Below are 23,534 nucleotides of genomic sequence, written 5' to 3' on the forward strand. Positions count from 1 at the left end.
CCGACACCATCCGGCGACCGGGGCTCACTCGTTGCGCGGTGGTTGGGTGCGGAGGGCGGTGCGCAGTGCGGTGAGGGCGGCATACGCGGCGTCGAGGTCGGTGGCGGCGAATCCGGCGGCGAGGTCGGGCGCGTACCGGGTCAGCGCGCGGACGACGCGGTCCGCGTACACCACCTGGGTGCCGTCGAGCCAGACGCCGTCGCGGCGGCTCCAGTCCTGGTTGAGGGCGACGGCGCGGTCCCGGTCCAGGCCGGGCGGGAGATCGAGGGTGACGCTGCCGCGGCCCAGCCGTACCGGGTAGCCGCCGGGCAGTCCCAGCGGGCCGGGCACGCTCGCCGCCGCCTCGCCGACACCGAGCAGACCCAGCAGTACCCGGGCGGAGGCGAGACCGGTGACCTGGTTGAGCATCTCCCGGGGGGTGCCACGCTGTCCGGCGAGCCGGGCCAACACGTCCGGGATCTCTTCGGTACCAACGAATGCCCGCGCCTCGGCGGCCGGGTCGTCGGGCGCGTGCAGGTGCCAGTGGTGCCCGACCACGCGCAGCGGCGCACCGGCCGGCAGGGTCGCGGCGAGCGACGCGGCGAGGATGCCGACGTTGCCGACCCCGCACAGCGGCGCGGTGCCGCGTGCCGCGAGCAGCGGGTTGACCGCATCGGGCAGGCTCGCGTTGACCAGCCAGCCGCCGCGCTCGGCGAGCACCTCGGCGACCCGCCCGGCGACGGCCGCCTGGAACGGCAGGGTGAGGGCGAAGCCGGCGTCCGCCAGCAGATCCGTCCAGGCTGACCGGGCCCGCTGCGGCTCCCACGGGGACTGCGGCGAGGTGATCGAGGCGACCCCGACCGGCCGGTACCGGGTGACCAGCCGATCCAGCGCCGCCCGGTCGGTGGCGTCTGCGACCTCCACCTGCACGGTCACCGGGCGACCCGCGAGCCGGGCCCGGGTGGCGGTCAGGTAGCCCAGCCGGGCGGCCCGACCGGCGTCGCGGCCGACCAGCACCAACCGCAGCGGTTCCGGTGCCAGCACGGCGATCGAGCCGCACACCGAACCGGCCAACGATCCGGTACCGAGGATCAGCAGCGTGTCGGTCATCCGGTCACGTACTCGTCGGCGACCGTCAGCGCCTCGTCCACCGCCGCGAGCCCCTCCGCCAACTGGGCCTCGTCGATGATCAGCGGCGGCGCCAGCTGGACCCGGTTGAAGTGCGTGAACGGCCACACGCCGCGCCGCTTGCAGGCCGCGAGCACCCGCGTCATCGGTTCCGCAGCCGGGCCGGATGCGTTGTAGGGCACCAGCATTCGACGGCTGTCGCGGTCCGTGACCAGCTCGATCGCCCAGAACAGCCCGCGACCGCGCACCTCGCCGACCGACGGGTGCCGCTCGGCGATCTTCGCCAGGGCCGGCGCCAGCACGGTCTCACCCAGCCGGCGGGCGCGCGCCGGAATGTCGTCGTCCTCGAACACCCGGACCGACTCGGCCGCCACCGCGCACGCCAACGGATGCCCGGAGTACGTCAGGCCGCCGGGATAGGCGCGATCGGCGAAGCTGGCCGCGATCGCCGGGGACAGCAGCACCCCGCCGAGCGGTACGTACCCGGAGTTGACGCCCTTGGCGAAGGTCAGCAGGTCGGGCACCACATTCCAGGCGTCGACCGCGAACCACTCGCCGACCCGGCCGAACCCGACCATGACCTCGTCGGCGATCAGCAGGATCCCGTAGCGGTCGCAGAGTTCCCGGACGCCGGCGAGGTAGCCGTCCGGCGGCACCAGCACCCCGTTGGTGCCCACCACCGGCTCCAGCAGGATCGCGGCGACCTGGTCCGGACCCTCGAAGCAGATCACCTGCTCCAGGTGCTCCAACGCCCGGTCGCGTTCCTGCGCGGCGGTCGTGGCGTGGAACGCGGAGCGGTAGAGGTACGGCCCGAAGAAGTGCACCACGCCGGGGATGCCGGGCTCGCTGGCCCACCGCCGCGGCTCGCCGGTCGCGGTCACCGCGCCGGCCGTCGACCCGTGGTACGAGCGGTACGCGGCGAGGATCTTGTGCCGCCCGCTGTGCAACCGGGCCAGTCGGATCGCGTTCTCCACCGCCTCGGCACCGCCGGTGGTGAAGAAGACGGTGTCCAACCCGCCCGGCGCGTGCGCGGCGATCAGCCGGGCCGCCTCGGCCTTGACGTCGGTGGCGTGGTTGGGCGACACCGTGCACAGCCGGTCGACCTGCCGGTGCAGCGCGGCCACCAGCCGCGGGTGCTGCATGCCGAGGTTGGCGTGCACCAGCTGCGAGGCGAAGTCCAGGTAGCTGCTGCCGGTGTCGTCGGTGAAGCGGGCGCCGGCGCCGCCGGTCACCACGACCGGCTCGATGCGCGCCTGCGCGGCCCACGGATAGAACACGTGCCGGCGGTCGATCTCGCGGCTGGTCCGGTCCACCATGCGCCCTCCCCGAATGCTCGATGGTGTCCCCACCGTAGCGGCGCACCGCGGCCGGGGGCTGCCCCGTGCGCCCTCGGCGACCCGGATCGGCCAACCGGGCCGGGTACCGCGGCCCGGCGGCGCCGGATCGGGCTCGCGGCGCGGCGGCGCCGGATCGGGCTCCGCGGCGCGGCGGCGCCGGATCGGGCTCAGCGGCGCGTCGGCGCCGGGATGCCGGCCATCGCCAACCGGTACAGAGCGGGCAGCGCATCGTCGAGCGGGTGCCGCAGCGGCCGGCCGGCCGCGTCTATCCGGTTGGGGCGCATCAGGTTGACCGCGATCGAGAACTGCCGACCGCGGTCGGCTCGGGTCAGCGACATCGCACCGCCACCCCAGACCGTGCCGTCGTGGCCCCAGAACGTGCCGTGGCCAGGCAGCTCGACGCGGTGCAGGCCCAGCCCGTACTCGATCGTCCTGCCCTCGAAGGAGATCACCGGGCCGGTGCGCTGCATCTGCGCCAGCGACGAGGGCCGGACGATCTCCCCGGCGAGCAGCAGCCCGAAGAACCGGTTGAGGTCGCCGACCGTCGAGATCAGCGACGCGGCCGGGCCGACCCAGGACATGTCGAACACGCTGTAGTCGCGGGGCGGGTCGATCATGCCGAACCAGGCTTCGTAGTGCTTCGAGTGCGGCCCGTCGATGCCGGTACCGGTGGGCAGCGTGGTGTCGCGCAGGCCGGCACGGCCGATGACCTGATCGGTGAGGTAGCGCTCGGCGCTGGTGCCGGTGACGTGCGCCAGCAGCTGGCCGAGCAGCAGGTAGTTGGTGTTGGAGTAGACGCCGGGCGCGTCACCCGGAGCGCCGGCGGGCGGCGCTGCGACACCCAGCCCGATCAGCTCCACCGGGTCGAATCGGGTGAACCGGTGGTCGTCCAGGCTGGCTGGGGTCGTCCGGGCGACGGCCGGGAAGTCCCGCAGCGACGGGTATGCGTACGGCAGGTAGTCGGCCAGCCCGCTGGTGTGGCCGAGCAGCATCCGGACCGTGATTGCCTCGCCGCGCGCATCGGGCACGAGCCGAGGCAGGTAGTGGCCGATCGGCGTATCGAGGCCGATCCGGCCCTGCTCGACCTGTTGGAGCACGGCGGCGGCGGTGAACGCCTTGGTGATGCTGCCGACCCGGTGCCGCAGCTCGGGGCCGGCCGGGCGGCCGGTGTCGAGGTCGGCGACGCCGGCGGCGCCGCGCCACACCTCGGCGCCGTCGCGGACCTCGGCGAAGATGCCGGGCATCCCGGCGCGGTGCACGTCGTCCAGGGCGGCCTGCAACGCGGCGGCCGGCGGTTCACTCATGATGCTCCCTTTAATTTCGCTACCTTTGGTTTCGATACTCAAGGTATCGCAACTCGCGGTACCGTGCACACATGACGCCGACCACAGCGCACCGCGCGCCCGGACGTCCCCGCGCCGGCCTCAACGCGGCCGTGTTCGCCGCGACGCTGCGCACCGTGCACGAGCTGGGCTACGCGCGGGCCACCGTCGACCGGATCGCCACTGCGGCCGGCATCGCCAAGACCACCGTCTACCGCCGCTGGCCGACCAAGGGCGCGCTGATCATCGACTGCCTACTCGACGCGTTCGGTCCGGCACCGCTGGACGCCACCGACCGCGGCGCACTGATCGAAACCGCCATCCGGTGGATCGCTGGCAAGATCGGCGAGCCGGGCATCGGCGACGCGTTCGCCGGCGTGTTCAGCGACGCGGTCAGCGATCCGGCGCTGCGCGAGATGCTCGCCGCGCGGTTCCAGGACCCGTACCGGCTGGCGTTGCAGAAAGCGCTCGGCGAGCCCGAGCAGCGCGTGCTGTTCCTCATCGACACCGTCGTCGGTACCCTGCTGCACCGGCTGGGCATGACAGGTGCACCGATGTCCGACGCCGACGTCGATGCCCTGGTCGTCATGGTCCGGCGCGACTTCAGCGAACCGAGCCGGTGACCTGCGCGCGGCACCACCGGCACCGAACGGTGCCGCCACGCCGCGGCGGAGTGCCCGGCGCCGGTCAGCGGCGCAGCAGCAGGTCGCCGCAGAAGGCGCGGATCGCCCGGTTCACCAGCTCCGGCCGCTCCCAAGGCAGGAAGTGCCCGGCGCCCCGGACCCAGAACGGGCCGACCGCTTCGGGGAACGCGATCGCGCAGCGCTGCTCGGCGTGCTCGCCCTTGGTCACCTGGTCGGTACCGATCAGCACCAGCGCCTGCTGTCGTACCGGCCGGTCGATCAGCTCCGGCGCCGAGACCGGCCGGGTACCCATGACGACCTCGTAGTCGGCGAACGCGGCGCGCAGCCGCGCGGCATCCGAGTACGGCTCGGTCAGGAACGCCAGGTCGGCCTCGTCGAACGCGTCCGGCGGGCACCACAATCGATGCCCGAAGAACTCGCCGACGTAGCGGCGGCGCCGCTCCGGCGTGTTCAGCTCGGCGACGAGTTCGTCGGCGTGCCGGCCCTGCCGGCGCTGGTAGTCGTACACGGCCGGCTTGGCCGGGCTCGGCGGGATGCCCGCCGCGGCGAACGCCTCCGGCAGGTCGGGCATCGAGTCGTCCAGGATCACCAGCCGGTCCACCCGATCCGGGTACCGATTGGCCAGGTCGATGCCGACCATGGCGCCCAGGTCGTGCCCGGCGACGACCGCCCGGTTCCAGCCGAGCCGGTCGAACAGGTCGGTCAGGTCGGTGTCGAAGGCGGCGAAGTCGTAGCACCCGTCCGGTGCGAAGTCGGAGTCGCCGTAGCCGCGCAGGTCCGGCGCCACCACGTCGAAGCCGGCCGCCGCCAGCGGGAGCAGGTTGTGCGACCAGATCCGGCTGGTGCAGGGAAATCCGTGCACCAGCAGCAGCGGTACGCCACCGTCGCCGCGGCGCCGCACGGCGAGCCGGTGCCCGTCGCGTACCTCGATCCGGACCGGCTCGACGATCTCGGTGGGAACGACCATCCCACTGGTGTACCCGATCGACCGGTGCGATGGGCGGGTCACCCCAGGTCGGTGAGCGAGCGGAGCCGGCGGATCGGGCTGGCGAGCAGCCACAGGACCGACAGCGCGCCGAGCGCGCCGGCTCCGGCCAGCACCGGGGCGAGGCCGAGATGCGCCGCGGCGACGCCGCCGACCAGGGCGCCGACCGGCCGGATGCCGTAGTTCACGGTGGAGTACGCGCCGGAGACCCGGGCCCGCATGTCGTCGCGGGTGACGGTGGCGCGCAACGCGTTGTTGTGCACGTCGAACAGCATCACACCGAAGCTCGACACCGCCTCGACGCCGGCCAGCACCAACAGTCCTGGTGTCCCGGGGCCGGCCAGCACCAGCCCGGCGAACGGCAGGCAGTAGAGCACCGCGCCCAGCGCGATCGTGCGGCCGGTACCGAGGATCACGGCGATCCGGCCCGACGCCATCGCGCCGATCAGGCCGCCGACGGCACCGACGGCGAGCGCGGCGCCGATCCGGCCGGCGCCCAGCTGCAGCCCGCGCGTCGCGTACAGCACCAGCAGCGCCTGCACCACGAACGCGGCGAAGTTCATCGTGGTCGAGCAGCCCAGGCTGGCCCGCAGGTGCGGATGCCGCCGCAGGTACCGGACGCCGGCGCGAAGCCGCCGCAGGTACGGCTCGGGGCCGGTGTCGTCCGTGCCGGCCGCGGCGACGTCGACGGTACGGATCGCGGCGGCCGACACCAGGAACGTGACCGCGTCCGCGAGCATCGCGAACGGCGCGGTCAGCAGCTGGATCAGGGCGCCGCCGAGGGCCGGGCCGGCGATGTTCGCGGCCGAACCCGTGGTGGACAGCAGCGAGTTCGCCGTCACGTACCGGGTGCGCGGCACCACCCGGACGAAGAACCGCGGGTACGAGGTGCCGTACAGCACGGCGCCGGCGCCGAGCACCAGCCCCACCCCGTACAGCAGGGGCATCGACAGCACCCCGGACACCGCCGCGACCGGGACCGCCGCGACGGTCAGGCACTGCATCAGGTTCGCCACGATCAGCGGGCGGCGCACCCGGCGCAGCCGGTCCACCCCGGTACCGACCAGCAGCGACAGCAGCTGCGGCGCCCACAGCACCGCGGTGAGCACCCCGAGCTGGCCGGCGCCGGCGTGCAGCGTGGTGGCGGCGAGGTAGGGCATCGCCAGCGCGGAGATCTGGTCGCCGAACATCGACGTGGCGTGGCCGAACCAGTAGCGCAGGAACCGCCCGTTGCGCCGGAGCGGCAGCGCCTCGGCCGTCGACGTACTCACGCCGGGCGTTCTCCGGGTCGGCGGCACGCCCCGCAACCGTCCCCGGTACCGCGGGGCGCGATCACCGGTCGGCGCCCGGTTCGGCGGACGGCAGCAGGTGGAGCAGCAGCCGGGTCCGGCGCGCGTCCGGCGGCGCGTCGGCGGGGTCGCGCCGGGCCAGCGGCAGCAGCAGCTGTTCGATCGCGTCGTCGAGCGCGCGCAGTTCCTCGGCGGTGGCCAGCAGCCCGGTGTTGCGGCGGGTGGCCACCGACAACCAGTCGGCGTCCAGGTGCGGGCGCACCTCCGCGGTCCAGCGTCCGACCAGGTCGCCCTCGTCGGCCTGCAGCGCGTCGCGCAGCCGGTTCGCCGCCTCCGGGTCGGCCGGATCGGTCTGGAACCGGAAGCCGCGGCCGGCCGCACGCCACCAGCGGCTGCGGCCACCGCCGTCGTGCGGTGCGTCCTCGACCAGGCCGTGCTCGGCGAGGTGCCGCAGGTGCCAGCTGGTCACCGAGGGGCTGGCGCCGACCAGCGGTGCCAGCCGGGTCGCGGTGGACGGGCCGTGCTCGCGCAGGGTGCGCAGGATCGCCAGCCGCACCGGGTGCGCCAGCGCCCGCATGCCACGGGCGTCGAGTTCGACGTCGCCCAACCGGTTCGCCATGCTGCTCCTTTGAGAGAACTGTATCGATAGTGTTCTCTCAAAGCTGCCCTGTCAACCGCACCGGCACGCGGAGTACGGCTGGCCCGAGCCGGTGGATCGACCCGATGCGGTGACAGCGCCGTACCGGCGTCACAAATCCCGCCGCCGCGCTGTCCCCTGGTCAGGAGCCGTCGCGTGAGACCGGCGGCGTAGCGCAAGCGCAGAGAGGAAGCATCGTGAAGGTCGTTGTGATCGGTGGTACCGGGTTGATCGGCTCGAAGGTGGTCAGCAGGCTCGGCGAGCAGGGCCACGAGGCAGTCGCTGCCGCGCCGAACACGGGCGTGAACACGCTGACCGGCGAGGGCCTCGCCGAAGCGCTGGACGGTGCCGACGTCGTCGTGGACGTGTCGAACTCGCCTTCGTTCGACGACGATCCGGCAATGAGGTTCTTCCGGACCGCCACCACGAACCTGCTGCAGCAGGCGGAGAAGGCGAACGTCAAGCACTACGTCGCGCTGTCGGTGGTGGGTACCGACCAGTTGCTGGACTCCGGCTACTTCCGGGCGAAGCAGGCGCAGGAGGACATGATCGCCGGCTCCGGCCTGCCGTACTCGATCGTGCACGCCACCCAGTTCTTCGAGTTCATTCGCGGCATCGCGGACTTCAGTACCGTCGACGGCGAGGTGCACCTGCCGCCGGTGCTGTTCCGGCCGATGGCGGCCGAGGACGTCGCCGCCGGCGTCGCCCGCGTCGCCACCGGCGCGCCGCTGAACGCGATCCGCGAGGTCGCCGGACCGGAGCAGTCCCGGCTGGACGAGATGGTGCGCACCGCGCTCGCCGGCATCGGCGACCCGCGCCCGGTCGTCACCGACCCCCAGGCGCCGTACTTCGGTGTCCAGGTCGGCGAGGAGACGCTGGTGCCGGGAACCGACGCCGAGCTGGGCACCCTCACCTACGCCGAGTGGGCCGCACAGCAGCGGTAGGCCGGCAGCCCGGCGACGGACTGCGGCTCAGCGCGACGCATCGGGCCGCCGGGGTCGGCGCAGCGCCCGCCACAGCCGGCGGGTGCCGGATCGTCGGCCCCAGGCGATCACCGCCGAGGTCACCAGCAGGACCAGCGCCGGCACCGGGCTGCCACCGGTACCGAGTTGGGCGGCCACCGCGCCCACCGCGAGCCCGGTGAACGCCAGCCCGGCCAGCCCGGCCAACCGCGGTACGAACAGCGCGGCGGCACCGAGCAACTCCAACCCGGCGAGCAGGTACCGGAACCAGCTGCCCAGCCCGATCGCCTGGAACGTGGCCATCACCTGCTCGCTGGCGGTGAGCTTCTGCACGGCGGCACCGGCGAAACCGAGCGCGGTCACCGCCTGCAGCACCCACAGCATGCGGTTGCCGGTGCGAGGCACCTCGGCCCGCGGTGCGGTCGTCCGATCCATCACTGTCGTCCCTTCTGGTCGGGGTCGAGAACGGCGACTTCGGTAATGCGGCGCGCCGGAGCCGCGGCCCGCAGCCCGGGCAGGAAGGACGCCAGCCGGGGCGACCGGCGGCCGGCCCGGGCGAGGTAGCCGACGTTCCAGCCGCCGATCGCGACCAGGGTGACGACCGGCAGCGCGGCGGTGAGTCCGACCGCGACGTCCAGCGGCAGCAGGTACGCGACGGCGAGCCGCAGCGCGGCGTCGGCGACCAGGCCGGCGCCCCAGCCGATCGCGCTGCCGCGGAGGGCCCGCCGCACCGACGGCTCGGCCCGGTACGCCGCCGCCAGCGCCCCGGCCCGGCCGGGCCGCCAGGTCTGCGCGGCGGACAGCGTCAGCGGGCGGCCGGCGGCGACGCTGGCCAGGAACACCATCCCGACCGCGCCGGTGGCGGCGGAGTCCTTCCACAGCAGGAATCGGGCGTCCCCGCCGACGAACGCGAGCGCGAGGCCGACGCCGAACACGGCCAGGGTGAGCGCACCGAACCAGGTGACCCGGCGGGCCAGGACGGCGACCACGAGCACTCGCAGCCCGGCCGCGAGGGTGCCGGCCAGCAGCGCCGTCCAGTCGGACAGGCCGAGCCAGCGCAGCAGGTAGTACCCGCCGACCGGGAGGGCGAGGTCGGCGACCGGGCCGAGCCAGCGCATCCGCCGAGGAGCGCGACCGGCTGCGCCGTGGCCGGTTGTGCCCGTGCCGGCGTGCCGGGGTGACCGCGCCTCGTCGGCGATCCGCTCGGTTTCCATATCGCTGTTATATACCGACGTTATGGTACGGTCAACCGGTGAGTCCCCGATCCGCTGATCCCGCCGTCCGCGCCGCGCTGCTCGACGCTGCGGCCCGGATCCTCGCCACCGACGGGCCGGGCGCGCTGAGCACCCGGCGGCTCGCCGCCGAGGTCGGCGCCTCGACGATGGCCGTCTACACCCATTTCGGCAGCATGGACCAGGTGCGGCAGGCGGTCCGGCGGGACGGGTTCGCCCGGCTCGGCGCCGACCTCGACGCGCTCGGCCGCACCGACGACCCGCTCGCCGACCTCACCGCCGGGGCACTGACCTACCTCGACTTCGGCCTGGCCCGACCCGAGCTGTACCGGGCGATGTTCGTCGACCGCCCGCCCGCAGGGACCGAGGACCCGGGAAACGACCTGTTCCAGCGGCTGCTCGGCACCGTTCGCCGGTGCATCGACGCCGGCCGGTTCGAGGCCGCCGCCGACCCGCTACCGGTCGGCTGGGCCGCCGAGCTGTGGACCATGCAGCACGGCATGGTGGTGCTCGCCCTCGGCGAGGTGGTGCCCGCGGCGCAGATCCGCTTCCTGCTCACCGACATGACCTACCGGCTCGCCGTCGGTTTCGGTGACTCCCCCGCCGCCGCCCGCCGCTCGACCGGTATCGACGGCTGACCCGCCGGAGCCGCGCCCCAGCCGACCCCGGACCGGCGCCGCGCCGTGCCGCTAGGTCGATTCCGTGCGCAGCAGCGGGATCAGGCCGCCGGCGAGGACCATCCGGACCTGGCGCGGGGACAGCCGGTGCCGGGCCGGGATGTCGCGGCCGGTCTCGACGTCGCGCACCGTCACCGTGTCACCCGCGGTCAACGCGTCACGCAACCCGGCCAACCGCAGGGTGGTACCGACCCGGATCCCGTCGGCGTCGGCCGGGTCGGCGAACTCCAGCGCCAGTACCCCGAAGTTGGCCAGGTTCTGCGCGTGGATCCGGGCGTACGAGCGCGCCAGCACCACCCGCATCCCCAGGTACCGGGGCGTGATCGCGGCGTGCTCGCGGGACGAGCCCTGCCCGTAGTTCGCGCCGGCCACCACGAGGTGCGTCCCGGTGTCGCGGGCCCGGCTCGGGTAGTCCGGGTCGATCCGGGTGAACGTGAAGTCGGCCAGCTTCGGGATGTTCGACCGGTAGGGCAGCGCCGCGGCACCGGCCGGCGACACCTCGTCGGTGGACACGTCGTCGCCGAGCACCAGCAGCACCGGCGCCTCGACGGTGTCCGGCAACGGATCCAGCTCGGGCAGCTCGGAGATGTTCGGCCCGCGGGTCGGCTCGATCCGCACCGCCTCCCGCTGCGGTGGCGGCACCACCATCTCGGTGTCGATGCGGTGCTCGGCCGGCGGGGTCAGCTCCGGGTACTCCAGGCCGAGCCGGTCGGCGAGCTCCCGCGCGTCGGTGATGGTCCCGGTCAGCGCGGACGCCGCGGCGGTCTCCGGGGAGCACAGCCACACCCGGTCGTCGGCGGTACCGGAGCGGCCCGGGAAGTTGCGCGGGAAGGTACGCAGCGAGTTGGTGCCGGCCGCCGGTGCCTGCCCCATCCCGATGCAGCCGAGGCATCCGGTCTGGTGCAGCCGCGCGCCGGCCTGGATCAACCGGCTGACCACGCCCATCCGGGTCAGGTCGACGAGGATCTCCCGCGAGGTCGGGTTGACGTCGAACGAGACGGTGTCGGCGATGCGCCGGCCGGCCACGATCGCGGCGGCGACCGCGTAGTCGCGCAGCCCGGGGTTGGCCGACGAGCCCAGCACCACCTGCCCGACCGGGGTACCGGCGGCCTCCCGGACCGGCACCACGTCACCCGGCGAGGACGGCCGGGCCACCAGCGGCTCCACGGTGGACAGATCGATCCGCTCGTCGAGGTCGTACCGGGCGCCGGGGTCGGCCGCGATGGGCGTGAAGTCGCCCGCCCGGTCCTCGCCGCGCAGGAAGTCGCGGACCGCGTCGTCGGCCGGGAACACCGTGGTGGTGGCGCCCAGTTCGGCGCCCATGTTCGCCAGCACGTGCCGGTCCATCGCGGTCAGCCCGGCGAGCCCCGGCCCGTGGTATTCGATGATCCGGTGCACCCCGCCGGCCACCCCGTGCCGCCGCAGCAGTTCCAGGATCACGTCCTTGGCCGACACCCACGGCGGCAGCTCACCGGTCAGCTCGACGCCCCAGATCTCCGGCATCCGCAGGTACAGCGGCTCCCCGGCGATCGCCCGCGCGACGTCCAGGCCGCCGACGCCGATCGCGAGCATGCCGAGCGAACCGGCCGCGCAGGTGTGCGAGTCGGAGCCGGCGAGCGTCTGGCCGGGGACCCCGAAGCGCTGCATGTGCGTCGGGTGCGAGACCCCGTTGCCGGGCCGGGAGTACCAGAGGCCGAACCGTTGCGCCGCGGTCCGCAGGAACTCGTGGTCCTCGGCGTTGCGCTCGTCGGCCTGCAGCAGGTTGTGGTCCACGTACTGCACGCTGCGCTTCGTCCGGGCCCGGTCCAGGCCGAGCGCGGTCAGCTCCTGCATCACCAGGGTGCCGGTGGCGTCCTGGGTCAGCGTCTGGTCCACCCGGATGCCGATCTCGGCACCCGGGGTCGCCTCGCCCTCGACCAGATGTTCGGCGATCAGCTTCTCGGCCACCGTACCGGTCATGCCGCCTCACCCCCAGCCGTCCGGACAGCACCGGTCGGCTACCCGGTCCCGGCCGGCCGAAACCCGCTGCCGCGTTTGCACGCCCTCGCCGCGGATGACCGGTTCGACCGGCGCCGGCGGTACCGGACCGGTGCTCGCCACGGCTGGCCGGTAGGTGGGTGGGGCGGGGCGGTTCGGGCGGGCCGGGGCGCCCGAGCGGCGGAGGGTACGGGCTGACCGGTGGATGCCTGCGAGGCGGACGGGTGCCGATACTCGGGGCGGGTTCGCGCCGAGGGCACCACGACGAGAAGAGGCATCGTGGCGGAGCACACCGGCCCGGCCACGCTGCCGGTCCTGATGTACCACTCGGTGTCGACCGTGCCCGCCGGACCTCTCGCCGAGCTGGCCGTCTCCCAGCGGCGGCTGCGCGAGCAGCTCGCCGCGCTGGTGACGGCCGGGTACCGGCTGGTCGGCCTCAGCGACGCCCTCGACCTGGTGTCCGGCGGGTTCACCGACCCGGTGGTGGCGGTGACCTTCGACGACGGGTACGCGGACTTCCTCGACGCGCTGCCGATCCTGCGGGCGGTCGGCGCCGGCGCGACGCTGTACCCGGTGGTCGGGCAGCTCGGCGGTGAACCGGACTGGCTCGGCGAGCAGGCCGGTCTGTTCGGGCGGCTGCTGGACTGGCCGGAGCTGGACGAGGTCGCCGCGGCCGGCATCGAGATCGGCTGCCACGGCCTGACCCACCGTCCGCTGGACGTGTTGCCGCGTGGCCAGGTCGACGAGGAGCTGCGGGCCGCCCGGGAGCGGCTGACCGAGCGGTACGGCCGGCGGCTCCGGTCGTTCTGCTACCCGCACGGCTACCAGGACACCGCGGTGCGCGCCGCGGTGGCCCGGCACGGGTACGACAACGCCTGCGTCGTCGGCCGCCGGCTGTACACCGTCGGCGCCGACCGGTTCGCGGTGCCGCGGCTGATGCCCGCCCCGGACCAGTCCGGGGCGCAGGTGGTGGACCTGGTCGCGACCGGCGGCCCGGTCTGGTCGGCGCGGTTGCGGACGATGGCGCAGCCGGGCTGGCGGCTGGTGCGACGGCAGGTGTTCCGGGCCTCCGGTCGGATGCTGACATGACCGGCCATCCCGGTGCACGCCGCGGCGGTACCCGGCGGTTGCGTGCGACGCTCGCCGCGCTGCTGGTGGCAGCCGTGTTGTCCGCCTGCAGTGCCGGCGGGTCCGGCGGCGGCAACGCCGATCCTGCGCCGCGCGGCGGGCGCGCACCGTCCGCGGCGCACCGATCACCGTCGGCGTCGCCGAGCCCGTCGATGCCGCCGCGGGTGATGTTCGGCGCGTACCTGGACCTGTCCGGGCACACGCACGCGCAGGCCGAGGCGTTGCGCCGCCGCCAGCTGGGCCGCCCGTACCGGATCGACCAGCAGTTCTTCGCCTGGAAGGACTCGCTGCTGGTCGGCTCGCCGGCGCCGCAGCCGGGGCAGCTGCTGATGGTGTCGTGGCGCGGCACGCACTACCGGGAGATCCTCGACGGCTCCGACGACGCCTGGATCGCCGCCCAGGCCGACCGGCTCCGGCAGTACGGCAGGACCGTGCTGCTGCGCTGGGGGTGGGAGATGAACGGCGACTGGTTCGCCTGGGGCGGCGCCGCCAACGGCAACGACCCGGCCGCCTACGTCGCCGCCTGGCGGCACCTGCACGCGATCTTCGACCGGCAGGGCGCGACGAACGTGCGCTGGGTGTGGGGGCCCAACCGCAACTCCAACCCGGACACCAGCTGGAACGACGTGCGCCACTACTACCCCGGCGACCGGTACGTGGACTGGATCGCGGTGTCCGGCTACAGCTACGGCACCAAGTCGCCGGACCAGCTGTTCGACCGGGTGTACGGGCTGGGGACGAGCAAGCCGTTCATGCTCGCCGAGACCGGCGTGCACGCCGATTCCCGCTACGCCGCGCGCTGGGTCGCGCAACTGCGCCGGTGGGTCGTCCGGCACCCCCGGACCAGGGCGGTGATCTGGTTCGACACCGACACCTCGCAGGCCACCGCGGCCAACTGGCGCATCGACTCCAGCCCCCGACTGCTCGGCGCGGTGCGGGCGATGGCCGGCGACCCGCGGTTCCGGGGATGAGCGGGCACGCCACCGGCGCCGGGCGCCGGGTGCCCTACCGGGACCGGGCTTGGACGGCGGTACGGATGGTGCGGCTGCTCGGCCCGCTGCACGGGCTGTGTCCGGCCGAGCTGCGTACCGCGCTGATCCGCCGGCAGGCGGCGGATCCGGGCTGGCCTCCGCTGTCCCGGTTGGTGGACGGTCGACGCTGGGTACCGCGCACCGGGCCGGACGTCGCCGCGCAGGTCGCCGCGCTCGTCTCGACCCCGGGCCCGGCCGGCGACCCGGCGGGGCAGGCGCTCGCCGTGGTACTGGCGGCGGACGTGCGGGAGACGCCGCTGCGGCTCGCGGTGTGCGGCGGCTACCTGGCCGCCGCCGTCAACCACTGCGTCGCGGACGCGCGTGGCTTCAACGCGCTGCTGGGCGCACTCGCCGCCGACGCGACCGGCGACGCGACCGGCGACGACGACCCGGACCCGTCGGCCGCGCCGATCGGTGCGCCGCTGGCGCGCGCCGTGCTGGGCCACTTCGGCCGCCATCCGCGGTCGGTGCCGGCGGCGCTGCGCCTGGCGCGGCCACCGGTGCCGGAGCTGCGGCTGCCGGCCGGCTGGCGGCCGGAACCGACGCACCGGTCGGTACGGTCCGCGCGGCTGCTGCCGGCGCTGCGGGAGTGGCGCGCGACGACCGCGCCGGCGGTGAGCACCGCGTCGGCGCTGTTCGCCGCGGTCCTACGGGCGTTCGCCGCGGCCGGGCTGCCGGCCCGCGGACCCGGTGTGACGGTCCTGGTGGACGCCCGCCGCTACCTGCCCGCGAGCCGGCCGGTGGCCGGCAACTTCGCGTTCGGCCAGTACCTCCGGCCCGAGCCGCTGGACGATCCGGTCGCCATCGACGGCGCGGTACGGGCCGAGCTCGCCGCCGGCCGTGCCCTGTCGATGATGGTCGCCCGGACCGCGCACGTCATGCTGGCGCCGCACTCGGCGCGGGGCGCGCACCGGTGGGCCGGCGCGCCGACCATGACTCTGACCCATTTCGGCCGGTGCGAGCCGCTGGCGCCGCTGCCCTGGGCGGCGGCACCGCCGGACCGGCGCAACGTGACGGTCCTGTCCCCGGCCGGGCCGGACGCCATCACGGTCTCGGTGGCCGAACTGTCCGGGGTGCTGCACCTGGACGCGTCGTTCCACGCCACCAGCTTCGCCGCCGGGCAGGTCCGGCGCGCGCTGGACCTGGTCTGCGAGCGGCCGGCGGATCTGCTGTCGGGCTGAGCGGCGGCGGGTGCCGCGCGACCGCGACCGGCGCCACCGTCGCCCGGCCGCGGCCCGGCACCCGGCACCCGGCACCCGGCACCCGGCACGATTGTCGGACTCCGACCGGTACCGGCCACCGAAACGACCGCCGCACCGTCCGGCGGCGCCCCGCCGCGGCCCTACCGACCGGTACCGGCGGCCACGCGGTGCCGGTCACGCTCCGTCGGTCCAGGACCGGCCGACGGTCGGTGCCCTCGGCTGACGGGACGCCGCGCAACGGTGGCCATTTGGTGGATTCTCGCAGGTCAGGCCGGGGATAGCTTCTGGGTGTCGGAACGGCTGCGCTACGTCGATACCCGTCGCGGCAGTGCATCGGGGGCTGCGCGGCGCCGGCACGGGGGAACCATGGCACTGCCTTCTGCCGTCAGCCGCGACCAGCCATCACCGGGCGGGGCGCCGCGGGTGAGCGTCGTGATCCCGGCGCTCAACGAGTCGAGGAACCTGCCGTACGTGTTCGGGCGGCTGCCCCCGGACCTGTCCGAGGTGGTTCTGGTCGACGGCGGCTCGGTGGACGACACCGTCGCGGTCGCGCGGGCGCTGCGGCCGGACGTGCGGGTCGTGCGGCAGACCCGTACCGGTAAGGGGAACGCGCTGGCGTGCGGGTTCGCGGTCTGCACCGGCGACGTGGTGGTGATGATCGACGCGGACGGTTCCACCGATCCGGCGGAGATCCCGGCGTTCGTGGCCGCGTTGCGGGCCGGCGCCGACTACGCCAAGGGTTCCCGGTTCCGTACCGGCGGCGGCAGCGCGGACATCACCCCGGTGCGGCGGCTCGGGAACGCGATCCTCAACGGCATCGTCAACCGCCTGTTCGGTACCCGGTTCACCGACCTGTGCTACGGCTACAACGCGTTCTGGCGGGACGTGATCCCGACCCTGGAACTGCCCGACCCCCGGCTCCCGGCGGCGGAGACCGGGGAACGGGAACGCATCTGGGGCGACGGGTTCGAGATCGAGACGCTGCTCAACATCCGCGCCGCCCGCACCGGGCTGGCCATCCGGGAGGTGTCCAGCGTGGAGGCCCGCCGGCTGCACGGCGAGAGCAACCTGCACGTGTTCGGGGACGGCCGGCGCATCCTCGGCACCATCGCCACCGAGTACCGCCGGGCGCGGCGCGCGGCCCGCCCGCGGCATCGGGCCATGACCCCGTTGAGCGTCGCCGCCAGGCTGGCTTCGATGGCCCCGGCCGACGAGCACGATCCGGGCGAGCGCTGAGATGTCCACCGCGGTCAGCGACGTGGGCGTCGTGGTGCCCTGCCACCACGAGCGGCAGTGGCCGCTGCTGCGCCGGTCGATCGACTCGGTACTCGCGCAGCGGCCCGCCGCCGCCCGGGTGATCGTGGCCGTCGACCACAACGAACCGCTGCGGACCCGGATCCGGGAGGCGTTTCCGCAGGTCACCACGGTCGCCAACGGGTACCCGGGGCGCGGCGTGTCGGGCAACCGGAACAGCGGAGCCCGGCTGCTGGACACCCCGGTGATCGCGTTGCTGGACGGCGACGCGTCGGCCGAGTCGGGCTGGCTCGCCGCGCTGACCGCGCCGTTCGCCGACCCGTCGGTGTGCGGGGTCGGCGGCGCGATCACCCCGGTCTGGACCGGCCGGCGGCCCCGGTGGGTACCGGAGGAGTTCCTGTGGGCGTGGGGCGGTGCCTACGCCGGCCTGCCGACCACCGCCGGCCCGGTGCGCAACGTCTGGTCGGCCAGCATGGCGGTACGCACCGAGGCGTTCCGCGCGGTCGGCGGGTTCCGGGTCGACTTCGGCAAGGTCGGGGACCTGTCCCGGCCGGAGGACACCGACCTGTGTCTGCGGATGAGCCGCGTCGCCGGCGGGATCTGGTGGTACGCGCCGGATGCGCGGGTGCGGCACCCGGTCGACGCCGACAAGGCGCTGCTGCGCTACTTCCTCGGCCGCTGCTACCAGGAGGGTCGCGGGAAGATCGCGCTGGCCCGGCTGAACCGCGGACCGGCCAGCCTGTCCAGCGAACGCGGGTACCTGCTCGGCACGGTGCCGCGGGCGGTACTGCGCGGTGCGACCGCGCCGCTGCGCGGTGACTCCGCCGCGCTGCTGCCGACGGCGGCGATGCTCGCCGGGGTCGGCGCGGCCGGCTGCGGCGCGCTGGTCGAGCTGACCGGCGGCCGGCGGTCCGGATCGACCCGCCGGTGGCGGCGATGACCGCGCCGGTACGGATCCCGGCCGTGGTCCGGGACGTGGAGCTGACCGGCGGACTGCCCGCCCTGCCGCCCTGTGACGACGCTGGACGCCGCGCCGACCGGGCCTTCCTGCTGCTGCGGCTGCACACCGAACCGCTGGCGCTGGTACCGGTCGAGGTTCCGGACGGCGGGCTGTCCGCGGGCCGGCTCGCGGCGGCGCTGGTCGCCAGCCTGGGTTCCGGTCCGGTCGCCGACGCCGTCGCTGCCACCGCGGCGCCACCCGGTCACTCCGTCGCCGACCAACCGGCCCCGGCCTCCCGTCCGTCCACCATGGACGGTTCGGAGTACCTGCGCCGCCGGGCCGAGGTGCTGCGCGACGCTCCGGAGACCACCGTGGTCATCTGCACCCGGGAACGCGCCGAGCTGCTCGCCGGGTGCCTGGATGCCGTTGCCGCCCAACACCATCCGCGGTTCCGGGTGCTGGTGGTGGACAACGCGCCGCGCACCGAGGCCACCCGCCGCTGCGTCGCGGCTGCCGCCGCCCGCTACCCGGTGCGGCTGGACTACCTGCGGGCGCCGCGCGCCGGGCTGTCCCACGCCCGCAACGCGGCGCTGGCGGCGACCCGCGGCCGCACCATCGCGTTCCTGGACGACGACGCCCAACCCGACCGGTACTGGCTGGCCGAGGTCGCGCGCGCGTTCGCCGACCACCCGGCGGCCGACGCGGTCACCGGCCCGGTGGTCCCGCTGGTACTCGACACCCGGGCGCAGGTGTGGTTCGAGCAGTTCGGCGGGCTGAGCAAGGGTCGCGGCTTCCGCACCTGGGTGTTCGGGCCGGGCGGCACCGACCGGCAGCATCCGCTCTACCCGCTGCCGGCGGTCGGCAGCGGCGTCAACATGACGCTGCGGCCGAGCGCGATCGAGCGGATCGGCCGGTTCGACCCGGCGCTCGGCGCCGGCACCCCGGCGCGCGGCGGCGAGGACACCCTCGCGTTCATGTCGCTGCTCGCCGCCGGTGGCACCGTCGTGTACCAGCCGGGCGCGCTGGTCCGGCACCGGCACCGGGACGACCTCGCCGGGCTGCGCAGCCAGCTGATCGGCTACGGCGCCGGGCTGACCGCCGCCTACACCGCGCTGGTACGCCGGCGCCCGGCGACGCTGCTCACCCTGGCCCGGCTGGCGCCGCGGGCGCTGCACGACCTGTTCGCCGCCGACAGTCCCCGGACCGCCACCATCGGCCCGGACTTCCCGCGCGAGCTGCTCACCGCCAACCGGCACGGCATGCTGCGCGGCCCCCTCTGGTACCTGCGTGGCCGCCGGGCCGACGCGCGGGCAGGTGAGCACCCGTGACGCTGACCGCCGACCGGCCTCGGCACGCGGTGGCACCCGCCGTCCCGCGGGCGCCGGGCATCGGCCGCGCCCCGGAGACGCTGACGCTCTGCGCGGTCGGTGTCGCGCTGGTCGCGGTCTCGTACGCGCAGGGCTGGGCCGGCGGCGACGGCACCCTGGCGTACTGGTGCGGGCAGCTCCTGGTGTTCGCGCCGGTCGCGGTGCGGCTGCTGGCGGCCCGCACGATCCGTACCGCCGAGGCCGGCACGCTGGTGCTGGGCCTGGCGGTCCTGCAGTACCTGCTGAAGTGGATGTACAGCCCGGACCGGTTCCGGTTCACCGACGAGTTGCAGCACTGGGCCGGCACCACCGACCTGCTGCACACCGGAGCGCTGTACCGCACCAACGAGGCGCTGCCGATCGCCGCGCACTACCCAGGCATCGCGGAGGTCGGCGCCGCGGTCGCCGGCCTGACCGGGCTGCCGGTCACCGTCGCCGGACTGCTGGTCGCCGGCGTCTGCCACCTGGCGTTCGTCGCGGCGCTGTTCGTGCTCGCGCGACGCACCGGCGCCGGGCCACGCACCGCGGCGGTGGCCTGCGTGCTGTACGCGACCGGCCTGCACTACCTGTTCTTCGACTCGATGTACCTCTACCAGACGGTCGCGTTGCCGTTCCTGCCGCTGGCGCTGTGGGCCGGCCGCCGCTGGCGGCTGCGCTCGACCGGCACCCTGCCGTACGCCGGGATCGGGCTGGCCGCGCTCGCCACCATGACGGTCACCCACCACCTCACCGGGTACTTCGCCGTGGCCGTCCTCGCCCTGCTGGGCACCCTGGAGGCGTTCCTGGGCCGGCGTGGCACGGCCGGCCGCCCCCGCCGGTACGAGACGTTGCTGCTCGCCGCGGCCGGGGCGGTGCTGGTGGGAGGGTGGACACTGGGCCCGGCGCGGTCGGTGTTCGGCTACCTCGGCCCGCAGCTGAGCCAGCTGGGCGCCGCGGCGGGCGGGCTGCTGTCCGGCCGGTCGACCGGCTCGACCGGTACCGATCCGGTGTCGGCGGCGGTTCAGGCGGCGGGGCTGTTGGCGCTGCTCGCCGTGCTGGTGGTGGCGCTGCGCGCGACGGTACGCGCCCGCTGCCGCGATCCGTGGCGGTGGGGGCTGCTGGTGGGTGGCGGTGCGTTCTTCGCCGTCGCGGCGATCCGGTTCGTCGGCGGGCAGGGGCCGGAGATCGCCGGCCGCGCCGCCACGTTCACCTTCCTGCCGCTGTCGCTGCTGGCCGCGGGCGTGCTGGTCGGCGCCACCGCGCGCCGGACCACCGGGCTCGGCGGCGAGGTACCGGCGGCACGCCACCGGTCGCGGGTCGCTGCCGGTACCGCGTTGACCCTGCTGTTGCTGGTCGGGGCGCGGCTGGGTGGCTGGCCGCCGGCGTTCGAGCGGGTACCGGGCGGGTTCCGGATCGACGGGTTCGAGAGCGGCGTGGACACGCGGTCGGTCGCGGCGGCGCGGTGGCTCGGCCGGCAGTACCCGCCCGGTACCCGGATCGGGTGCGACCTGACCGGCTGCACGCTCGCCGCCGCGTACGGGCGGCTCGACCCGGTCGGCTACCTCGCCCCGGTGTACACCGCACCGCGCTGGACGCCGGGTACCGAGGCGCAGCTGGACCGGGAGGCGGTGTCGTTGCTGTGGGTCGATCGCCGGCTCGGTACCGAGACGCCACCGACCGGCAGCCTGTTCCCGACCGACCCGCGTGCCGGGCGGCGGGACCGGCCGCTGCCATCCGCCGCGGTCGGCAAGTTCGACCGGCTGCCGGGCGCCGACCGGCGCTACGACGACGGCGCGGTCCGGATCTACACGGCGGGGCAGCAATGAGCGGCGCGCATCGCCGAGCGGGTGCCCGACGGCGCTGGCCGACCGTCGCGGCCGGCGGACTGCGCTGGCCGACCCGCGGCCCGCGGCGCCCGGCCGGCACGTCCGGCGGTTCCCGGCAACCGAGCGCCGCGGCCGGCGGGGTGCGGTGGCCGGTCGGCGCGGTCCGCGGGGCGCGGTGGCCGGTCGGCGTGGCGCTCGCCGCGCTGCTGGCCGCCGGTGCGGTGCTGCTGCCGGTACCGGTGCTGCGGGTGCCGGCCGGCCTCGGGCTGGTGCTCGCCCTGCCCGGCCTCGGCGCCGTCGGCCCGCTCCGGCCCCGGCTGTCCACAATGGAACGTGTGGCGCTGGTGCCACTGCTGAGCATCGCGGTACCGGTGCTCGGCGGGATCGGATTCTACGCAGCTGGTGCCCGGTTGACCGCCCCGGTCTGGGCGGTCCTGACCACGGTGGTCACCCTCGCCGGCTGCGGTACGCACCTCGCGCTCGTGGCACGAGCGCCGCGGACCGTCGGCGCGCAGCGGCCGGCGGGACCGGTACCCGCGCGGCGGCGGCCGGGCGACGCGGACGGCGACGGGCCGCGGCCAGCGGCGCAGCGGGTGCTGCGGGCGGTCGTCCCGGCGGTACTGACCATCGCGCTGCTCGGCGGGGCCGGCGCGGTGGCGCTGCGGGCGGCACGGGCCGGGTCGGTGCAGCACTACACGGCGCTGTCGATCACCCCGGTCGGCTCCGCCGAGGCGCTCGACCGGTCGGTACGCATCACGGTGTCCTGCAACGAATCCGGGCCGACCGGCTACACGCTGCGGGTGACCGGGGCGGACGGATACGCCACCCGGCGCAGCGCGCGCCTCGCCCCCGGCGACTCCCGCACCTGGCAGCTGTCCGTACCGGGCGCGGGCCGGATCACCGCACAGCTCTACACCGGCGACCGGCACACCCCGTACCGGTCGGTGTTCCTGGCCGGGGGGTGAGGCGGCCGTGAGCCACCAGCGCGGTACCCCGACGCTGCCCCGCCCGGCGGCGCGGCTGGCCCGCCTCGCCCGGCGCGACGGCGACCTGCTCACCAGCTCCGGCTCGCTGACCGCCTCCACCCTGATCACCTCCGGCACCGGCTTCCTGTACTGGTTGGTCGCCGCCCGGCTGTTCAGCCCGGCGGCGGTCGGTACCGCCTCGGCCGCGGTGTCCGCCATGACGCTGGTCGGCACGCTCGGCATGTTCGGCCTGGGCACCATGCTGATCGGCGAGCTGCCCCGGCTGCGCGGTGACCGGTGGCCGCTGCTGTCGGCCGCCGCCCTCGCCAGCGGTGCGATCGCCGCGGTCGGCGCGCTGATCTATCTCGGCCTCGCCTGGTTCGCCGTCCCCGGCCTGCGCACCGCACTGCCCGGGCCGGCGATGGTGCTGCTGGTCGCGGCCGGCATCGTGCTGACCGCGATGGCGCTGGTGGTCGACGACGGGCTGGTGGGGCTCGCCGCCGGCCCGTACCAGACGCTGCGCAACCTGTACTTCGCGGTCGCCAAGCTGCTGCTGCTCGGCGCCGCCGCGCTGCTGACCGGCACCGGCACCGGCACCGGCACCCCGATCCTGGTCAGCTGGCTGGCCGGGCTGATGCTGTCGCTGCTGCTGCTCGCCCCGCTGCTGCGCCACCGCGGCCGGCTCGGCTCGCTGCGCCCGGCGCTGTCCATGCTGCGCGGCCGGACCGCCCGCACCCTCGACTACAACCTGCTCAACCTCTCCCTGTACCTGCCGCACATCACGTTGCCGCTGGTGGTCACCGCCGTGTTGGGGGTGCGGGTGACCGGCGCCTTCTACACTGCCTGGATGGTCTACACCGTCGCGGTGATGCTGCCCGGCAACCTCGCGACCGCACTGTTCGCGGTGGCGACCGGGCAGCGCGCGGTACTGCGGGCCAAGCTGCGCACCGCGCTCGCGGTCGCGATCGGCGTCGGTGTCCCGGCCACCGTGGTGGTGGCCGTCGCGGCCCGGCCGATCATGTCGCTGTTCGGCCCCGAGTACGCCGACGTCGCCACCGGCGCGCTGCGCGTGCTGGCCCTCAGCTACCTGCTCGCGGTGTTCCGCCAGCTCGTCGTCGGGGTGGTACGGGTGCTCGACAGGGTGCGGCTCGCCACCGTCGGCGCCGTGCTCGCCGGCTGCCTGGAGATCGCCGCCGCCGCGTACGGCGGGACCCACGGCGGGCTGACCACGATGGTGCTGTGGTTGGTCGGTGTGTTCGCGCTGGAGGCGCTGGTCACCGCGCCGATCGTGCTGTGGGCGGCGACCGCCCGCGCCGGTGGCGGCCCCGGACGGGCGGACCGGTGAACGCTCCGCCACCCGGGACGGGCCGACCGGCCGGCGGCGACCGGCCGTGCGTGTGCGGCCACCCGCGCAGCGCGCACCAGCACTACCGGCACGGCAGCGACTGTGCCGTCTGCGGTCCCGACGTCTGCCCCCGCTACCGCCCGGTCCGCTGGTGGCGCCGCCCCGCGAAGCCCGCCGACCCGGCGCGGTAACGCCCGGTTCGACCTGCGATGTCGCCCCGGGAACGGGCCGAGCAGAAAAACCCTGCGGAAAATCTGGCCGGGTGTCGATCCGGCGCGGCACCGTTCGACCTACGGATGAACGGGGCCGGACGGCGGCCTGGACGAAA

The 23,534-nt window shown here is 75.0% G+C and carries 21 protein-coding genes; 12 read left to right on the forward strand and 9 right to left on the reverse strand.

The genetic code is table 11. The features are described 5' to 3' along the window. Positions 1-24: 24 nt before the first annotated feature. From Athai_RS24060 to Athai_RS24070, 3 genes are all read right to left on the reverse strand, one after another. Positions 25-1,089 (reverse strand): potassium transporter TrkA, encoded by a 1,065-nt coding sequence (locus Athai_RS24060; protein ID WP_203963601.1) that lies wholly within the window; start codon positions 1,087-1,089, stop codon positions 25-27. Further along, positions 1,086-2,423, reverse strand: coding sequence for an aspartate aminotransferase family protein (locus tag Athai_RS24065; RefSeq protein ID WP_203963602.1), 1,338 nt, complete (start codon positions 2,421-2,423; stop codon positions 1,086-1,088). Before Athai_RS24065 ends, Athai_RS24060 begins: the two co-directional genes overlap by 4 nt. 188 nt (positions 2,424-2,611) lie before the next feature. Continuing rightward, positions 2,612-3,748 (reverse strand): serine hydrolase domain-containing protein, encoded by a 1,137-nt coding sequence (locus tag Athai_RS24070; RefSeq protein ID WP_203963603.1) that lies wholly within the window; start codon positions 3,746-3,748, stop codon positions 2,612-2,614. Positions 3,749-3,819: 71 nt separating this feature from the next. Between Athai_RS24070 and Athai_RS24075 the strand changes: the two genes are divergently transcribed. After that, on the forward strand, positions 3,820-4,389 hold the full coding sequence (locus Athai_RS24075; RefSeq protein ID WP_239157131.1) for a TetR/AcrR family transcriptional regulator: 570 nt from the start codon (positions 3,820-3,822) through the stop codon (positions 4,387-4,389). A 64-nt stretch (positions 4,390-4,453) separates the two neighbouring features. Here the strand turns inward: Athai_RS24075 and Athai_RS24080 are convergent, their stop codons facing one another. From Athai_RS24080 to Athai_RS24090, 3 genes are all read right to left on the reverse strand, one after another. Next, entirely contained in the window at positions 4,454-5,377 is a 924-nt protein-coding gene (locus Athai_RS24080) for an alpha/beta fold hydrolase (protein ID WP_203963604.1), read from the reverse strand. Between the two features lie 38 nt (positions 5,378-5,415). Then, positions 5,416-6,666, reverse strand: coding sequence for an MFS transporter (locus tag Athai_RS24085; RefSeq protein ID WP_203963605.1), 1,251 nt, complete (start codon positions 6,664-6,666; stop codon positions 5,416-5,418). A gap of 61 nt (positions 6,667-6,727) precedes the next feature. Beyond that, positions 6,728-7,303 (reverse strand): ArsR/SmtB family transcription factor, encoded by a 576-nt coding sequence (locus tag Athai_RS24090; RefSeq protein WP_203963606.1) that lies wholly within the window; start codon positions 7,301-7,303, stop codon positions 6,728-6,730. Between the two features lie 215 nt (positions 7,304-7,518). Here Athai_RS24090 and Athai_RS24095 point away from each other — a divergent pair, with 215 nt between their 5' ends. Then, positions 7,519-8,265 carry an SDR family oxidoreductase gene (locus tag Athai_RS24095; protein WP_203963607.1) on the forward strand — a complete coding sequence of 249 codons (747 nt, stop codon included), beginning with the start codon at positions 7,519-7,521 and terminating at the stop codon, positions 8,263-8,265. Between the two features lie 27 nt (positions 8,266-8,292). Here Athai_RS24095 and Athai_RS24100 read toward each other — a convergent pair whose 3' ends face one another. Both Athai_RS24100 and Athai_RS24105 read right to left on the reverse strand, forming a co-directional pair. Further along, on the reverse strand, positions 8,293-8,718 hold the full coding sequence (locus Athai_RS24100) for a DoxX family protein (RefSeq protein ID WP_203963608.1): 426 nt from the start codon (positions 8,716-8,718) through the stop codon (positions 8,293-8,295). Continuing rightward, positions 8,718-9,401 carry a VC0807 family protein gene (locus Athai_RS24105; RefSeq protein ID WP_203963609.1) on the reverse strand — a complete coding sequence of 228 codons (684 nt, stop codon included), beginning with the start codon at positions 9,399-9,401 and terminating at the stop codon, positions 8,718-8,720. The genes Athai_RS24100 and Athai_RS24105 overlap by 1 nt, the downstream gene beginning before the upstream one ends. Before the next feature lie 134 nt (positions 9,402-9,535). On the opposite strand from Athai_RS24105, the gene Athai_RS24110 reads away from it, so the two are divergent. After that, positions 9,536-10,153 (forward strand): TetR/AcrR family transcriptional regulator, encoded by a 618-nt coding sequence (locus Athai_RS24110; RefSeq protein ID WP_203963610.1) that lies wholly within the window; start codon positions 9,536-9,538, stop codon positions 10,151-10,153. Positions 10,154-10,204: 51 nt separating this feature from the next. On the opposite strand, the gene Athai_RS24115 is transcribed toward Athai_RS24110, so the two are convergent. Further along, positions 10,205-12,151, reverse strand: coding sequence for an aconitate hydratase (locus Athai_RS24115; RefSeq protein WP_203963611.1), 1,947 nt, complete (start codon positions 12,149-12,151; stop codon positions 10,205-10,207). A gap of 297 nt (positions 12,152-12,448) precedes the next feature. Here Athai_RS24115 and Athai_RS24120 point away from each other — a divergent pair, with 297 nt between their 5' ends. The 9 genes from Athai_RS24120 to Athai_RS24160 all read left to right on the forward strand — a co-directional run bounded on the left by Athai_RS24120 (position 12,449) and on the right by Athai_RS24160 (position 23,206). After that, complete coding sequence (locus tag Athai_RS24120; RefSeq protein ID WP_203963612.1) at positions 12,449-13,258, forward strand: polysaccharide deacetylase family protein; 810 nt, start codon at positions 12,449-12,451, stop codon at positions 13,256-13,258. Then, positions 13,255-14,268, forward strand: a complete 1,014-nt coding sequence (locus Athai_RS24125; RefSeq protein ID WP_203963613.1) for a glycoside hydrolase family 26 protein — start codon at positions 13,255-13,257, stop codon at positions 14,266-14,268. Before Athai_RS24120 ends, Athai_RS24125 begins: the two co-directional genes overlap by 4 nt. After that, positions 14,265-15,509 carry a hypothetical protein gene (locus Athai_RS24130; protein ID WP_203963614.1) on the forward strand — a complete coding sequence of 415 codons (1,245 nt, stop codon included), beginning with the start codon at positions 14,265-14,267 and terminating at the stop codon, positions 15,507-15,509. The genes Athai_RS24125 and Athai_RS24130 overlap by 4 nt, the downstream gene beginning before the upstream one ends. Positions 15,510-15,953: 444 nt before the next feature. After that, positions 15,954-16,766: a glycosyltransferase family 2 protein gene (locus tag Athai_RS24135; protein ID WP_239157132.1), complete on the forward strand. Its 813-nt coding sequence runs from the start codon at positions 15,954-15,956 to the stop codon at positions 16,764-16,766. Between the two features lies 1 nt (position 16,767). Beyond that, positions 16,768-17,724, forward strand: coding sequence for a glycosyltransferase family 2 protein (locus tag Athai_RS24140; protein ID WP_203963616.1), 957 nt, complete (start codon positions 16,768-16,770; stop codon positions 17,722-17,724). Beyond that, positions 17,721-19,052, forward strand: a complete 1,332-nt coding sequence (locus Athai_RS24145) for a glycosyltransferase family 2 protein (protein ID WP_203963617.1) — start codon at positions 17,721-17,723, stop codon at positions 19,050-19,052. The genes Athai_RS24140 and Athai_RS24145 overlap by 4 nt, the downstream gene beginning before the upstream one ends. Continuing rightward, the gene (locus Athai_RS24150) at positions 19,049-20,896 is read left to right on the forward strand and encodes a hypothetical protein (protein WP_203963618.1); all 1,848 of its coding nucleotides are present in this window, start codon (positions 19,049-19,051) and stop codon (positions 20,894-20,896) included. The genes Athai_RS24145 and Athai_RS24150 overlap by 4 nt, the downstream gene beginning before the upstream one ends. Further along, complete coding sequence (locus tag Athai_RS24155; protein ID WP_203963619.1) at positions 20,893-21,861, forward strand: DUF1616 domain-containing protein; 969 nt, start codon at positions 20,893-20,895, stop codon at positions 21,859-21,861. Before Athai_RS24150 ends, Athai_RS24155 begins: the two co-directional genes overlap by 4 nt. Before the next feature lie 7 nt (positions 21,862-21,868). After that, positions 21,869-23,206, forward strand: coding sequence for a lipopolysaccharide biosynthesis protein (locus Athai_RS24160; protein ID WP_203963620.1), 1,338 nt, complete (start codon positions 21,869-21,871; stop codon positions 23,204-23,206). Positions 23,207-23,534 lie beyond the last annotated feature (328 nt).

It is taken from the genome of Actinocatenispora thailandica, assembly GCF_016865425.1.
GTDB lineage: Bacteria > Actinomycetota > Actinomycetes > Mycobacteriales > Micromonosporaceae > Actinocatenispora > Actinocatenispora thailandica.